The organism is Lysobacter olei, from assembly GCF_054777355.1.
Map to the genome: position 1 here is coordinate 22,300 of NZ_BAAHAT010000011.1, position 15,064 is coordinate 37,363.

Sequence of the window (15,064 nt, forward strand, 5' to 3'; positions counted from 1 at the left end):
TGATGGGACGCACGTTTTCCCGCTATTCTCCGGGCAAAGTCGGCCGTTAACAGAAGCATTGCCTAGCAAGAAGGGGGGGGAGAGATGCGTATTGGCCTAGTGGTGGATTCGGCGTGCGACCTGCCGAAGTCGTTTCTTGATGAGCACAACTTCACCATCCTGCCGATCACGGTGCGGATCGGCGAGGCGGTATTGGCCGACCATCGCGATGAGTCGGCGACCCTGGAGTTCCTCCACTCGCACGTGGCGGCCCGCGGCCACGAAGCCGAGACCATGCCCTTCACCGTGCAGCAGATCCACGATCTGTTCCTGAAGAAGCTGGTCATCGACTACGACTACGTGTTCTGCATGACGATCACCAAGTCGCGCAGCCCGATCTTCGACAACGCAAGCCAGGCCAGCTTCGCGATCCTCAACGACTACCGGCCCATCCGTGCCGCGGCCGGCCACGACACGCCGTTCGCGCTGCGCGTGATCGACACGCAGAACCTGTTCGCGGCGCAGGGCATCCTGGCGGTGGAGGCCACCCGGCTGGTGGCGGCGGGCGAAGGTGCTCCCAAGATCCGTGCGCGCTTGGAATACCTCGCGCTGCACACGCACGGTTACCTCATTCCGCCGGACCTGTACTACTTGCGCAACCGCGCGCGCACCAAGGGCGACCGCAGCGTCAGCCTGCTCAGTGCGGCGCTGGGCAGCGCACTGGACATCAAACCGATCCTGCACTGCAACCGCGGCGAGACCGGCCCGGTGGCCAAGATCAAGGGCTTCGAACCCTCGGTGCAGAAGACCCTGGAACACGTTGCCAAGCGCGTGGAGGCCGGCGAGTTGCTGACGCCCACGGTCTGCATGAGCTACGGCGGCGACCTGCAGGAACTGCATCGCCTGCCGGGCTACGAGAACCTGCGCGCGGCGTGCCGCGCCCACAACGTCGAATTCTTCGAAAGCGTAATGAGCCTCACGGGCATGGTCAACGTCGGCAAGGGCGCGGTGGTCGTGGGCTTCGCCGCGGAAGGCCAGAAGTTCGCCGGCTAAGGCCAAGTATTGGCATGGCCGCGCGGATACGCGCGGCCCCATGCGGCGCCGCACGTGGCGGCAACCGGGACTTTCTTCCTACAGCCACGCGGTGCCGCGCCCGGTAGGCTGGGGGCTTTGCCCGCCTGCGTGGTTCTTCGATGACCTCCAACCGTTGCCTGCTCGCCGTCGCGCTCGCCAGCGCGATCTCCCTCCACGTGGCCGCGCCCGCCCGGGCGCAACAGCCGCAACCCCAGGCCAAGGAGCAGGCCGACAAGGACAAGGTCCAACTCGAGCAGGACGCGCTCGATCCCGCCGGCAATGATCCGGCCAAGGCCCCGGCGCAGACCGCCAAGGGGCGCACGAAGCCCGGCGAAGACGCGGACAAGAAGAAGTGGGACATCACCGCCGCACACGGCCAGACCAAGCCGGTGCGGTTCGAGACCGACGAAGGCACGTGGATGGACGTGGACGTCTCGCCCGATGGCCGCCAGGTCGCGTTCTCGCTGCTCGGTGACCTGTACCGCATGCCGATCACGGGTGGCGCCGCCACGCGCGTGACCAGCGGCCCGGCGTGGGACGTGCAGCCGCGCTTCTCGCCCGACGGCAAGGAGCTGGCGTTTACCTCCGACCGCGGCGGCGGCAACAACCTGTGGCGCGTGCCGGTGTCGGGCATGGCCGCTGACGGCAGCAACGCCACTCAGGTAACCAAGGAAGACTTCCGCCTGCTCAACAACCCGGCGTGGACGCCGGACGGACAGTTCCTGATCGGCCGCAAGCATTTCACCGGCGAACGCTCGCTCGGCGCGGGTGAGTTGTGGATGTACCACGTCAGTGGCGGCGGCGGCGTGCAGTTGACCAAGCAGAAGAACGACCAGCAGGACCTGGGCGAGCCGGCGGTGTCGCCGGACGGCCGCTTCGTGTATTTCTCCGAGGACGTCAGCGCCGGCCCGACCTTCCAGTACAACAAGAACCCGCATGCGGTGATCTACGCGCTCAAGCGCCTGGACCGCGAGACCGGCAAGATCGACACGCTGGTCGCCACACCCGGCGGCGCGGTCCGCCCGCAGCCGTCGCCCGATGGCAAGTCGCTCGCCTTCGTGAAGCGCATCCGCGACAAGTCGGTGCTGCACGTGCTCGACCTGGCCAGCGGCGAAACGCGCCCGGTGTGGAATGGCCTGTCGCACGACCAGCAGGAGGCGTGGGCGATCTTCGGCCCGTACAGCAACTTCGACTGGACCCCGGATTCGAAGGCCGTGGTGGTGTGGGCGCAGGGCAAGCTGTGGCGCGTCGACATGTCCGGCGGCAAGGCGGCCAACATCCCCTTCACCGCACAGGTGGAGCAGACCGTCACCGCGCCGCTGCGCTTCGAACAGAAGATCGACGAAGGCACGTTCGCGCCGAAGATGATCCGCGACGTGGCCACCAGCGCCGACGGCAAGACGCTGATCTTCCACGCCGTGGGCCAGCTGTGGCGCAAGCGCCTGCCCGACGGCAAGCCCGAACGCCTGACTGGCAATGACGGCGTGTACGAATACCAGCCCAGTTTCAGCGCCGACGGGCGCAAGCTGCTGTACACCACCTGGTCGGATGCGGGCATGGGCGCGATCTACGTGCGCGATGCCGGCGGCAACGGCCTGGGCAAGCGCCTGACGCAGGAGAAGGGCTTCTACTACGGCCCGCGGTTCTCGCCGGACGGCTCGCGCATCGTGTACAGCAAGACTGGCGGCGGCGGCCTGACCGGCTCGATGTGGTCGGGTGACAAGGGTATCTACGTGATGTCCGCCAGCGGCGGCAAGCCGGTGCGCGTGTCTGACAACGGCGAGTCGCCGCAGTTCAGTGCCGACGGCAAGCGCGTGTATTTCCTCACCGGCGGTGGGCTGAAGAAGAAGCTGATGTCGGTGGGCCTCAACGGCGAGGAGCCCCGCGAGGTGTACGACCTCAAGTACGTCGATGGCGTGAGCATCAGCCCGGACGGCAAGTGGGTCGCGTTCACCGAGTTGTTCAACGCTTACGTGGCGCCGCTGGTCACCACTGGCAAGGCGGTGGAACTGTCCAAGGAAAGCAAGGCGATGCCGGTGACCGCAGTGAGCGCGGACGTGGGCAGCTACCTGCACTGGTCGGCGGACTCGAAGTCACTGCACTGGATGGTGGGTGACCGCTATTACTCGCGTCCGCTCAACCAGGCGTTCGCGTTCCTGCCGGGCGCGCCGAAGGACCTGCCGAAGCCGACCACCGATGGCGGCGTTGCCGTCGGCCTGACGGTGGCGGTGGACCAGCCGCGTGACGTGGTGGCATTCACCAACGCGCGCATCGTGACCATGCGCGATTCGGAGAACACCCAGGAAGTGATCGAGAATGGCACGCTGGTGGTGCGCGGCGACGTGATCGAGGCGGTGGGTGCTGGCGTGGCCGTGCCCGCAGGCGCACGCGTGATCAACGCCGCCGGCAAGACCATCGTGCCGGGTTACGTGGACGCGCATGCGCACGCCGCCCACTTCGGTCAGGGCGTGGTGCCGCAGCAGAACTGGGCCTACTACACCAACCTCGCCTTCGGCGTGACCACCATGCACGACCCGTCGGCGACGACTGAGTTCGTGTTCTCCGAGAGCGAGCTGCAGAAGGCCGGCAAGATGGTCGGTCCGCGCGTGTTCTCCACCGGCACGATCCTGTACGGCGCCGATGGCGACTTCAAGGCCGTGGTCAACTCGCTGGACGATGCGCGCAGCCACCTGCGCCGTATGAAGGCACACGGCGCGTTCTCGGTGAAGAGCTACAACCAGCCGCGCCGCGACCAGCGCCAGCAGATCAACACCGCCGCGCGCGAGCTGGGCATGCTGGTGGTGGAGGAAGGCGGCAGCACCTTCCACCACAACATGACCATGGTGCTGGACGGCGTGACCGGCATTGAGCACAACATCCCGGTGGCACCGCTGTACAAGGACGTCATCGGGCTGTGGTCGCAAACCGACGTGCGCAACACGCCGACGCTGGTGGTGAGCTACGGCGGCCTGTCGGGCGAGTACTGGTGGTACGCGCGCGACAACGTATGGGAGGACAAGAAGCTCAACCGCTTCTTCCCGCGCGAGACGCTGGACGCGCGCAGCATCCGCCGCGAAACCGCGCCGGACTGGGATTACTGGCACATCGAGGTGGCCAAGTCGGCGAAGAAGCTGCGCGATGCCGGGGTCAAGATCCAGGTCGGTGGCCACGGCCAGCTGCAGGGGCTGAGCCCCAACTGGGAGACGTGGATGCTGACCCAGGGCGGCTTCAGCAACTTCGAGGCGCTGCGCGCGGCGACCTTCGACGGCGCGGACTACCTCGGCCTCGGCAAGCAGATCGGTTCGCTGGAAGTTGGCAAACAGGCTGACCTGGTGGTGCTCAACACCAATCCGCTGGAGAACATCCGCGCCACCATCGACACCCGCTACGTGATGGTCGATGGCCGCCTGTTCGACGTGGACGCGGACATGGCCGAAGTCGGCAACCAGGGCGAGAAGGCGCCGAACTTCTACTGGCAGCGTCACCGCGACGGTCAGACGTTCGGCCTGGAGTACGGGCCGACGGCGGTGTGCCATTGCCCGAAGGGCCACGGCGCGCACGTGCATCTGGACTGACGCGCCCGCCGGCGCTCGCACGGGTCCCGGACGGCTACGCCGCGCCGGGACCCGTGGCATCCAAAAGGCGATCCCGCCGTCTTGCACTTTGCTCAATCGGGGCGCACGTTGGATTCACGGCGCGCCCATGCGGGTGCCGCTAGCCTGACCCCACGACGACAAGGATCGCCCGATGGCTGCCCGTTACTACATCACCCTGCCCGACGCCGCCCGTGCACGCGGCCATGACCCGCGCTTTGCGTTCACCGCCGCTGGTGCGGAGGCCTTCGCAGAGCAACTGCAGGAAGCGCTGCGTGGCAATGACCTGTTCGAGCGTTGGCGCCTGACGCAGGAAGACCCGGACGACGTGGATCCGAGCTTGGGCGCCATCGACCCCAACGCCATGGTGGATGGCCAACAACAGGACCTGCACGTGAACCTGGTGGTGACATCGTCCATCCCGGGAACGGTGCTCAAGCACCGGCTTCGCCTGCTCGCCGGGAGCCACTGGGAACTGCGGGACGTCACATCCGCCTGAAGCGCCTGCGCCGGCCCGCGCGGGCCTGATCCGCGGGTTGCGGACCGAGGGGCGTGCCGGCTCAGCGGAGGTCTTCGAATGCCCGCTCGGTGCGCTGGCCGTTAGCCCATTGCGCCGCCGACAGCGCGACGCGGCCACTGACTCCCACCCGTTCAAAGGCATGGTGAAGGTGTGTCTTCACCGTCTCCGGGCTGATCCCGAGGTTGCGCGCGATCTGCTTGTTGCTCAGCCCCTGCGCGGCCCACTGCACGATCTCGCGCTGGCGGTCGGTCAACTGCGCCAGCGCATGCGCGCCAGCCATCGGCGGTGTGGTGGCATGCAGGTTATCCCAGGACGCCAGCACCGAACGCAGCATCAGTGCGGGCTCCACCGCGAACAGGCCCGCCCCCACCGCGCGCACCGCGCGCAGTACGGTCTCCGGCGGCGCCTCCTTTTCCAGGCAGCCACTGGCGCCACTGCGCACGCAATCCTGAAGTGACGCCACGGTGGGCGCCCGGAAGAAGTGGATCCGACGGGGCAGGCCCGTACTCCACGCGCGCAGGCGGGCGTCGGTGCCTGGATCGTCTCCATCCACCAGCAGCAAGCCCACCGCGTCCGGAAGGGGCGTCCGCTCTCCGGCCTCGAGTACGCCCCGCCAGGACAGGTCACCGCGGCTCGCGAAGATCCGCTCCAGGCGTGCGCGCCAGAGCCGGTCACCGCCGATTGCCATCACCGGCACCGCTGCCATGTGTTCCACCCCGGTCATCCACTCACGGACCATTACCGCAACGTCCGCAAGGGTTAAAACGGGATCATGGCGGGCAAGCGGCCACCCCACTGAACAGCCCTTCGAGCCGGGAAGACCTCGCGCTTACCCGGCCAGCGCGCGGGCATGCCACGCAATGTGATCACCGATCCGGCTGGCGATGAAGTAATAGCTGTGGTCGCTTTCGGGATGCAGCGTGAGTTGCAAGGGGTGTCCCTCGGCGGCACAAACCTCCCGCAGCCGCCATGGCTGCAGCTGCTCCTCTAGGAAGTCGTCGCCTTCGCCCTGGTCGACCAACAACGGCAGGCGCTCGCTGGCCGCGGCCACCAGTGCGCATGCGTCCCACTCCTGCCACGTGGCCTCGTCGGCGCCGAGGTAGGCCGTGAATGCCTTTCGCCCCCACGGCACCTGCGACGGCGCGACAATGGGCGCGAACGCCGACACGCTGCGATAACGCCCCGGGTTGCGCAGCGCCAGCACCAGCGCGCCATGCCCGCCCATGGAATGCCCGCTGATCGCGCGCGCACCACTGGCGGAGAAGTGCGCTTCGACCAACGCGGGCAACTCATGCACCACATAGTCGTGCATGCGGTAGTGCGTGGCCCACGGCGCCTGCGTCGCGTTGACGTAGAAGCCCGCACCGAGTCCCAGATCGTAGCCCTCGCCGTCGGGCACGCCCTCGCCACGCGGACTGGTGTCCGGCGCGACCACGATCACCCCGTGCTCGGCCGCATACCGCTGCGCGCCCGCCTTGGTGATGAAGTTCTGCTCGGTGCAGGTCAGGCCCGACAACCAGTACAGCACCGGGCACGGCCCCTCCGCCGCCTGCGGGGGCAGGTACACGCCCAGGTTCATCTCGCAGCCCAGCGTGGCCGACGCGTGTCGCCACACCTCCTGCCAGCCACCAAAGCATGCGTGTCGCTCGATTCGTTGCATGTGATCGCTCCCGTGCCGGGCTCGGTGCGCCCGGCATTGCACACTCAGAAATGGATCACCGAGCGGATCGACTTGCCCTCGTGCATAAGCTCGAAGGCATGGTTGATGTCGTCCAGCCCCATGGTGTGGGTGACGAAGGGCGCGAGTTCGATCTCACCCTGCATCGCATCCTCGACCATGCCGGGCAACTGGCTGCGGCCCTTCACGCCGCCGAAGGCGGTGCCCATCCACTTGCGCCCGGTGACCAGCTGGAACGGCCGCGTGCTGATCTCCTGGCCGGCGCCGGCCACGCCGATGATCACGCTCTGCCCCCAGCCGCGGTGCGCGCATTCCAGCGCGGCACGCATCACCTGCACGTTGCCGATGCACTCGAAGCTGTGGTCCACGCCCCAGCCGGTCATCTCCACGATCACCTGCTGGATCGGCTTGTCGTGGTCCTTCGGGTTGACGCAATCGGTCGCACCCATCTGCCGCGCCAGTTCGAACTTGGCCGGGTTGGTGTCGACGGCGATGATGCGGCCGGCCTTGGCCTGGCGCGCGCCCTGGATCACCGCCAGCCCGATGCCGCCCAGGCCGAACACCGCCACCGAGTCGCCCGGCTGCACCTTGGCGGTGTTGTGGACCGCGCCGATGCCGGTGGTCACGCCGCAGCCCAACAGGCACACCTGCTCGTGATTGGCCTCCGGGTTGATCTTCGCCAGCGACACCTCGGCGACGACCGTGTACTCGCTGAAGGTGGAGCAGCCCATGTAGTGGTACACCGGCTGGCCGTTGTACGAGAAACGCGTGGTGCCATCGGGCATCACGCCCTTGCCCTGGGTGGCGCGCACCGCCACGCACAGGTTGGTCTTGCCGCTCTTGCAGAACAGGCACTCGCCGCACTCGGCGGTGTACAGCGGGATCACGTGGTCGCCCGGCTTGACGCTGGTGACGCCCTCGCCCACTTCCACCACCACGCCCGCGCCTTCGTGTCCCAGCACGCAGGGGAACAGGCCCTCCGGATCATCACCACTGAGGGTGAAGGCATCGGTGTGGCACACGCCGGTGTGGGTGATCTTCACCAGCACTTCGCCCTTGCGCGGCGGCTCGACGTCGATCTCGACGATCTGCAAGGGTTGGCCTGCGGCGAAGGCAACGGCGGCACGACTTTTCATGGGATGGTCTCCAGGTGGGGGCGCGGGGGGGGGCGCACGGGACGGGAATGGTTGTGGGCGGTGGATTGCAGCGAATTTGATTGCCCCTCAGCGGCCTGGACACACGACCGCCGGAGCGGGCCTGGTCCGCGGTCGAACGGCCGGCTATTTGAGGTAGGAACGCACGAGGCCGGCCAGTTCAGTCACGCGCTCGGCGCGTTCGCGGTCGGAGCCGGCGGGCTCACTGAAGCCCTCGCGGATGTGCGCTTCCATCACCTCCGACATCAGGCCGTTGACCGCGCCGCGCACGGCCGCAATCTGCTGCAGCACCGGGGCACACTCGGCACCTGCTTCCAAGGCGCGGTCCAAGGCCTCGAGCTGACCCTTGATGCGGCGCACGCGGGTCAGCACGCGCTTCTTCTCTTGGGGGGAGTGGGGCATGGCGATTCTCGGACACATTCAATACTGGGGTATAGTATATAGCGACGATCAAGGATCGCCACTCCCGACCCCTTGTGGCGGTGCGCACCACGCGCCTTACCGGCCTCAGCCGGTGTTCTGCACACCCGCCGCGATGCCGTTGACCGTCGCCACCAGCGCATTGAGCAGGTCATCGTCCGGACGCCCGGCGGTGCGCCAGCGCGCGAGCAGCTCCACCTGCAACAAGCTGATGGGGTCCACGTAGGGGTTGCGCAGGCGGATCGACTGCTGCAGGCGCTGGTCGCCATTGAGCAGCTCGTCTTCGTTCTTGATGGCCAGCACCGCCGCGCGCGCGCGCTCGAACTCGGCCGCGATGCCGGGGTGGAAGCGGACATGCAGATCGCCCTCGGGCAGCGCCCGGGCCAACAGCGAATAGCGCTCGAAGATGCCCGGATCGGACTTGGCCAACACCATTTCCATGTCGTCCACCAGCGTGCCGAAGAACGGCCAGTCGCGCGCCATTTCCGCCAATGCGTCGCGGCCATGCGTGGCCAGTGCGCGCTCCAACGCGGTGCCCACGCCATACCATGCGGTCAGTCCCGCACGGTTCTGCGACCAGGCAAACACCCACGGAATCGCGCGCAACGAGCCGATGTCACCCGTGCCCGCGCGTTTGCTGGGCCGCGAGCCGATGCGCAGGCGCTCGATCACGTCGATCGGCGTGGCCGCGCGGAAGTACGCGGGGAACAGTGCGTCGTCGTGCACCAGCGCGCGGTAGTGGGCGCGCGAGTCACGCGCCAACTCGGCGGCGATCGCCCGCCACGCCCCTTCGCGCGGCTCCGGCGCGCGCGGGCGCAGCGTGGCGCGCAGCACACCGCCGGTAGCCTGCTCAAGGTTACGCAGCGCCAAGGCGCGGATCCCGTACTTGCGGTGGATGACTTCCCCCTGCTCGGTCAGCCGCAGGTAGCCGTCCACCGATCCGCGCGGCGCGGCGATCACCGCGCGCTCGGTCTTGCCGCCGCCGCGACTGACCGAGCCGCCACGACCGTGGAAGAACGCGATCTGCACGCCGCTGTCGCGTGCCAACTGGGTCAATGCGATCTGGGTCTGCTGCAACGCCCAGCGCGACGCCACCGCACCACCATCCTTGGCGCTGTCGGAATACCCGAGCATCACAAGCTGGCGATTGCCCCGCGTCGCCAAGTGCGCGCGGTACACCGGGTCGGCAAGCAGCGCGCGCAACGTCGCGGCCGAGGCATCGAGGTCATCCACGGTCTCGAACAACGGCGCTACGTCCAGCGGCACGCCCCCGTCGGCCTCCACGCAGCCGGCCACCCGCGCCAGCGCCAGCACCGCCAGGGCGTCCGCCGCGCTGCGGCTCATGCTGATGATGTAGGGGCCAAACGCGCGCGCGCCGTAGCGCGGGCGCAACGCGGCCACGGTGCGGAACACCGCCAGCGTGTTCGCGGCGGCTTCGGCCTGCGGCTGGGGCACGCTGGGCCGCGCCTGCTCCAGCAGGGCATGCAGCCGCGCGGCACGTTCCTCCGCGGCACGCGCATCCCAGCCGGCGTCGCCCAGCAATGCCGCCAGCGCCGCATCGTGCGTGGCTGAATCCTGTCGCAGGTCCAGCGTGGCCAGGTGGAAGCCGAAGCACTCCACGCGCCGGCGCACGCGCTGCACGGCATGTGCGCCAGCATGGCTCCCCCCGTGCGCGCGCAGGCTGTCGGCGATCAGGTCGAGATCGGCGAGGAACGCAGCCGCGTCCGGGTAGCGCTCGCGATCCTCGTGGGTGTTGGCCCACAGCCGCTCGATCATCAGCGTCAGCAGGTTGCGGTACGGCATGTCGGCATGCCGCGGATGCAGCTTGGCCGCCGACACGGGCATCAGTGCGCGATACGCCGCCACCTGCCCCAGCACCGCGTCGGACACCGGCACGCGCGACAGCGACTGGCTCAGGGTTTCCGCCAGCGCGGCCAGGTCACGGCGGTAGGCCGCCAGCACCAGCGCGCGCTGCCCCGCCAGCGTGGCCGCGATCGTGCCGGCGCCCACGTTGGGATTGCCGTCCATGTCACCGCCCACCCAGGTGCCGAAGCCCAGCACCGGCGGCAGCGACGGCACGCCGGGAAAATGCGCGCGCAACGCCTCCTCGAACACCTCGCAGAACACCGGCACCACGCGGTACAGCACGTCGGACAAGTAATAGCTGACGTGCTCGAATTCGTCGGTGACGCTGGGCTTCACCGGCGGCGCCTCGGCCGTCTGCCAGCTGGCAGTCAACGCCATACGGATGCGCTCACGGTCCACGCGGCGCTCCACCGGCGTACGCCCGCGATCGATGTCATCGATCAGGCAGCGCACGATCTTGCGCTCCTTCTCCAGCAGCGCGCGACGCACCGCCTCGGTGGGGTGCGCGGTAAACACCGGCTCGATGCGCAGACGCGGCATCAGCGCGGCAACCTCCTCCACGCTGACGCCCTCGCGTGCAAGCTCACCCAGCACCGCCAGCAGGCCACCGGGCTGGGCACCGTCGCCGCTGCGCTCGTGGTCGCGGCGACGCCGGATGCGGTGCACGCGTTCGGCCAGGTTCACCGCCTGGAAATAGGTGGCGAAGGCACGCACCAGATCGGTCGCGCGCCCGGTTTCGATACCGGCCAGCGCATTGGCCAGTTCGGCCACGGGCGCCTGTTGTTCGCGGCGGCGGATCGCACTGCGGCGCAGCGCCTCCACTTCATCGAGAAAGCCCTGTCCGCACTGCTCGGCCAGGATCTCGCCGACCAGGCCGCCCAGTGCTTTCACGTCCTCGCGCAGCAGCGCATCGGTAGGGGCAAAGGCCACGGTGCGGAGCGGTTCGTCGGCGTGGATGGCGGCAGGTGGCAGGGACACAGGCAGCCCAAAGTCTTTGGGGGGGGCGATTGCATTGTGGCCCCAGCCGCGTGCGCATGGCGCAACGGTATCGGCTGCAACTTCCGGCCACGTCGGCGTGGCCGCGACCCACGACAAGTCGCGTTGGCCCCGTGGCAAACCGAGGCCACCACCATGCCCAATACTCCGCTCCATACCGTCCGCCCGCTCGCGCTTGCGACTTTCGTCGCGACCCTCGCCGTCGCGTGCGGCGCCGCGCCGTCGACGACAGCCGACCGCGCCGGCAATGCCCCCGTCCTGCTGGACACATTGGGCACGCTCGGTCGCGAGACGGGCAGTCATGTCGCCGCGGCCCAGCGCTACTTCGATCAAGGCTTGCGCCTGATGTACGGGTTCAACCACGAGGCCGCCGGCCGCGCCTTCGCCGAAGCCGCCCGCCTGGACCCGACCTGCGCGATGTGCGTGTGGGGCCAGGCGCTGGTGCTGGGGCCCAACATCAACCTGCCGATGGACCCCGCCCACGCGGCGGAGGCGACGCGCCTGGCCCGGCACGCGAAGGCGCTGTCCGCGGGCGCGCGCCCGGCCGACCGCGCCCTGATCGACGCACTGCTGCAACGCTATGCCGATCCGGCACCCGCCGACCGCCAACCGCTCGACCTGGCCTACGCGAAGGCCATGGCCGATGTCGTGCAGCGCTTCCCTCAGGACGATGACGCCGCCACGCTCTACGCCGAGGCACTGATGGACCTGTCGCCCTGGGCGTACTGGAACGCCGACGGCACGCCCACCGAACACACGCCGACGCTGGTGGCCGCGCTGGAGCGCGTGCTGACACGCAACCCGGACCACATCGGCGCGATGCACTACTACATCCACGCCGTGGAAGCGTCCGCCGATCCCGGTCGCGCCGAGCGTCATGCCGATCGACTGGCCGACCTCGCGCCGGGCTCGGGCCACCTGGTGCACATGCCCGCGCACACCTACATCCGCGTCGGCCGCTACCACGACGCCACCCTCACCAACCTGCGCGCCAGCACCGCCGACCAGGCCTTCCTCTCGTTCTGCCGCGGCAGCAACGGCGTGTACCCGCTGGGCTACGTGCCGCACAACTGGCACTTCGCGGCGATGACCGCGGGCCTGCACGGGTCGCGCACGCTCGCGCTCGAAGCCGCCGACCAGGCCGCGCGGCGCGCCGATCCCGCCCAGCTGGAGCAGCTGAGTTTCATGCAGCAGTTCCTGGTCACGCCGCTGTACACGCGCGTGCGTTTCGGTCGATGGCAGGACGTGCTGGCCACGACGGAAGCACCGGCCGATCTGCCGTACCCGCGCGGCGTGTGGCACTTCGCACGCGGCATGGCCTACGTGCGCACCCAGCGCGTGGCAGAGGCGCAGCGTGAACTGGTGGCACTGGAAGCCGTCACCCGCGAACCGGCGCTGGCCGCCACGCCGCTGTGGGATATCAATCCCGCCGACCGCGTGCTGGCCGTCGCGCTACCGCTGTTGCGCGGCGAACTGGCGCTGGCGCGCGGCGATCAGGTGGCCGGGTTGGCCGCCCTGCGCGACGCCGTCACCGCCGAGGACCGGCTGGCCTACAACGAACCGGCGGATTGGCCCCTGCCGACCCGTGCCTACCTGGGCGCGGCCCTGCTGACCGCCAACCGCGCCGACGAGGCGAGTGCGGTGTATCGCGCCGACCTGCTCAAGTACCCGGAGAACGGCTGGTCATTGCGCGGACTGGCGCAGGCGCAACGCGACAGCGGCGACGTGGCCGCCGCGGCCAATACCGAGCGACGGCTGGCCGAGGCATGGCAATGGGCCGACACGCCCCTGGTCGCGTCGCGGTTCTAGGCTGCCGCGTGCGTCAAGGGCAGGCGTTGGCGTCGCGCACGCACTGCCGGTTGGTGGCGCAGTAGACGAAACGCGGGGCACAGTCGGCGGCACTGTTGGCGACCGTACGGCACACGCCGCTGACGGGCTCGCAGCCAAACCCGGCCACCGCGCAATCGTTACTGGCGCCGGCACTGTTGCGGCTCAGCGTGGGTGTCTCGCAATAGGCATGCACCAGACTGCCACCGCGGCGGGTCCATTCGGCCAGTTGCTGGCTGAGTTGCGCGTTCTCGGTACGCAGCGTCTGGTTCTTCGCCCGCTCCTGCTCCCACTGCTGGCGGTAGTCGATCGCGACGGTGTCGACCTTTGGCGCCACCATCGGCCGCACCGTCCCCACGGTCTGCGCCACCGACGACGCCGACAACACCAGCAACAGCATCACCCCGAGTCGCATGACCATGTGCCCACTCCCCCCAAGGCCGCGGCGCGGCCGTTCGGCGCAGGATAGCGGGTATCGCGGCGACCCGACGGTCAGTAGGCGAACTCGCGAAACACCCGATCGATGTCGCCCTGCCACTCCCCGTGGAACAGCGCCAGCTTGCGCTCGGCGGGGGTGATGCCGGCATCTACGAACTCCATCAGCGGCTCGAGGTAGATCGACTCGTCGGCACCGTTGCCATTGAGGCGCGCGCGGCGGGCCAGGCCGTGTGCGCTGATCTCCAGTGCGCGCCGCGCCAGATCGAGCACCGTGCCGCCCCGGAAAGGCAGCTTCAGTGCATGCCGTGGCACGCCATCGCGCAGCGCGTGGCGCTCGGCGAGACTGAAGTCCTTGACCAGGTCCCAGGCCGCATCCAACGCGGTGTCGTCGTACAGCAGGCCCACCCAGAATGCCGGCAGCGCACAGATACGGTTCCACGGCCCGGAATCGGCGCCGCGCATTTCCAGGTACTTCTTCAGTCGCACTTCGGGGAAGGCGGTGGTGCTGTGGTCGGCCCAATCCTTCAGCGTGGGCAACTGGCCCGGGTACGCGGGCAGGTTGCCCGCGAGATAGTCGCGGAACGACTGACCCGAGGCATCGATGTACGTGCCATCGCGGTAGACGAAGTACATCGGCACGTCGAGCAGGTAATCAACATAGCGCTCGTAGCCGAAGCCGTCCTCGAACACGAAGTCGAGCAGGCCGGTGCGGTCGTTGTCGGTGTCGGTCCAGATGTGCGAACGGTAGCTCAGGTAGCCGTTGGGCTGGCCCTCGGTGAACGGCGAATCGGCGAACAGTGCGGTCGCGATCGGCTGCAGCGCCAGCGACACGCGGAACTTCTTCACCATGTCGGCTTCGCTGCCGACGTCTAGGTTGACCTGCACCGTGCTGGTGCGCGTCATCATGTCCAGGCCGAGCGTGCCGACCTTGGGCATGTACTCGCGCATGATCTTGTAGCGGCCCTTGGGCATCCACGGCATCTCGTCGCGGCGCCACTTGGGCTGGAAGCCCATGCCGAGGAAGCCCAGCCCCATCGGCTCGGCCACCGCGCGCACTTCCTGCAGGTGGTTCGTGGTCTCGCAGCAGGTCTCGTGCAGATGCGCCAGCGGCGCGCCCGACAGTTCCAGCTGCCCGGCCGGCTCCAGCGACACTGACGCGGCATCACGCGTCAGCGCGATGACGCGGCCGTGCTCCTCCACCGGGGCCCAACCGAATTGCATCAGCCCCTTGAGCAGCGCCTCGATGCCGCGCTCGCCATCGAAGGTGGGCGGGCGCAGATCGTCGGTGCGGAAGCCGAACTTCTCGTGCTCGGTGCCGATCTTCCAGTCGTCGCGCGAACGCACGCCGCTGGCGAGGAACTCGATGAGCTGGGCACGGCCTTCAGCGCCGGTGCCGATGGGGACATCCTTGACCTGACTCGGACCGGACACAGGCACCTCGTTGGGGAAATGGGCAGGCGATATGCGGCCCGTCGCCGGCAATCGCAAGACCTTGGCAGTGTAGCCGGGCGCCTGTTCC

The 15,064-nt window shown here is 68.6% G+C and carries 11 protein-coding genes; 4 read left to right on the plus strand and 7 right to left on the minus strand.

Annotated features, from left to right (window positions below; all coding sequences use genetic code 11):
* Nucleotides 1-84: 84 nt before the first annotated feature.
* From ACYVBS_RS14175 to ACYVBS_RS14185, 3 genes are all read left to right on the plus strand, one after another.
* Nucleotides 85-1,032 carry a DegV family protein gene (locus ACYVBS_RS14175; protein ID WP_460824397.1) on the plus strand — a complete coding sequence of 316 codons (948 nt, stop codon included), beginning with the start codon at nucleotides 85-87 and terminating at the stop codon, nucleotides 1,030-1,032.
* 140 nt (nucleotides 1,033-1,172) lie between these two features.
* Entirely contained in the window at nucleotides 1,173-4,628 is a 3,456-nt protein-coding gene (locus ACYVBS_RS14180; RefSeq protein ID WP_460824399.1) for an amidohydrolase family protein, read from the plus strand.
* Nucleotides 4,629-4,800: 172 nt separating this feature from the next.
* Entirely contained in the window at nucleotides 4,801-5,145 is a 345-nt protein-coding gene (locus ACYVBS_RS14185) for a hypothetical protein (RefSeq protein ID WP_460824401.1), read from the plus strand.
* Nucleotides 5,146-5,206: 61 nt separating this feature from the next.
* On the opposite strand, the gene ACYVBS_RS14190 is transcribed toward ACYVBS_RS14185, so the two are convergent.
* The 5 genes from ACYVBS_RS14190 to ppc all read right to left on the minus strand — a co-directional run bounded on the left by ACYVBS_RS14190 (nucleotide 5,207) and on the right by ppc (nucleotide 11,262).
* Entirely contained in the window at nucleotides 5,207-5,905 is a 699-nt protein-coding gene (locus ACYVBS_RS14190; protein ID WP_460824402.1) for a LuxR C-terminal-related transcriptional regulator, read from the minus strand.
* A 90-nt stretch (nucleotides 5,906-5,995) separates the two neighbouring features.
* Complete coding sequence (gene fghA, locus ACYVBS_RS14195) at nucleotides 5,996-6,826, minus strand: S-formylglutathione hydrolase (protein WP_460824403.1); 831 nt, start codon at nucleotides 6,824-6,826, stop codon at nucleotides 5,996-5,998.
* Nucleotides 6,827-6,870: 44 nt separating this feature from the next.
* A complete protein-coding gene (locus ACYVBS_RS14200) occupies nucleotides 6,871-7,980 on the minus strand; it encodes an S-(hydroxymethyl)glutathione dehydrogenase/class III alcohol dehydrogenase (protein ID WP_460824404.1) in 1,110 nt (369 codons plus the stop codon).
* Between the two features lie 144 nt (nucleotides 7,981-8,124).
* Nucleotides 8,125-8,400: a formaldehyde-responsive transcriptional repressor FrmR gene (gene frmR / locus ACYVBS_RS14205; RefSeq protein WP_460824406.1), complete on the minus strand. Its 276-nt coding sequence runs from the start codon at nucleotides 8,398-8,400 to the stop codon at nucleotides 8,125-8,127.
* A gap of 105 nt (nucleotides 8,401-8,505) precedes the next feature.
* Nucleotides 8,506-11,262, minus strand: a complete 2,757-nt coding sequence (ppc, locus tag ACYVBS_RS14210; RefSeq protein WP_460824407.1) for a phosphoenolpyruvate carboxylase — start codon at nucleotides 11,260-11,262, stop codon at nucleotides 8,506-8,508.
* 153 nt (nucleotides 11,263-11,415) lie between these two features.
* Here ppc and ACYVBS_RS14215 point away from each other — a divergent pair, with 153 nt between their 5' ends.
* The gene (locus ACYVBS_RS14215; RefSeq protein WP_460824408.1) at nucleotides 11,416-13,089 is read left to right on the plus strand and encodes a hypothetical protein; all 1,674 of its coding nucleotides are present in this window, start codon (nucleotides 11,416-11,418) and stop codon (nucleotides 13,087-13,089) included.
* A 13-nt stretch (nucleotides 13,090-13,102) separates the two neighbouring features.
* On the opposite strand, the gene ACYVBS_RS14220 is transcribed toward ACYVBS_RS14215, so the two are convergent.
* Nucleotides 13,103-13,528, minus strand: coding sequence for a hypothetical protein (locus ACYVBS_RS14220; RefSeq protein ID WP_460824409.1), 426 nt, complete (start codon nucleotides 13,526-13,528; stop codon nucleotides 13,103-13,105).
* Between the two features lie 71 nt (nucleotides 13,529-13,599).
* Nucleotides 13,600-14,976 (minus strand): glutamate--cysteine ligase, encoded by a 1,377-nt coding sequence (locus ACYVBS_RS14225; protein WP_460824411.1) that lies wholly within the window; start codon nucleotides 14,974-14,976, stop codon nucleotides 13,600-13,602.
* Nucleotides 14,977-15,064: the final 88 nt, after the last annotated feature.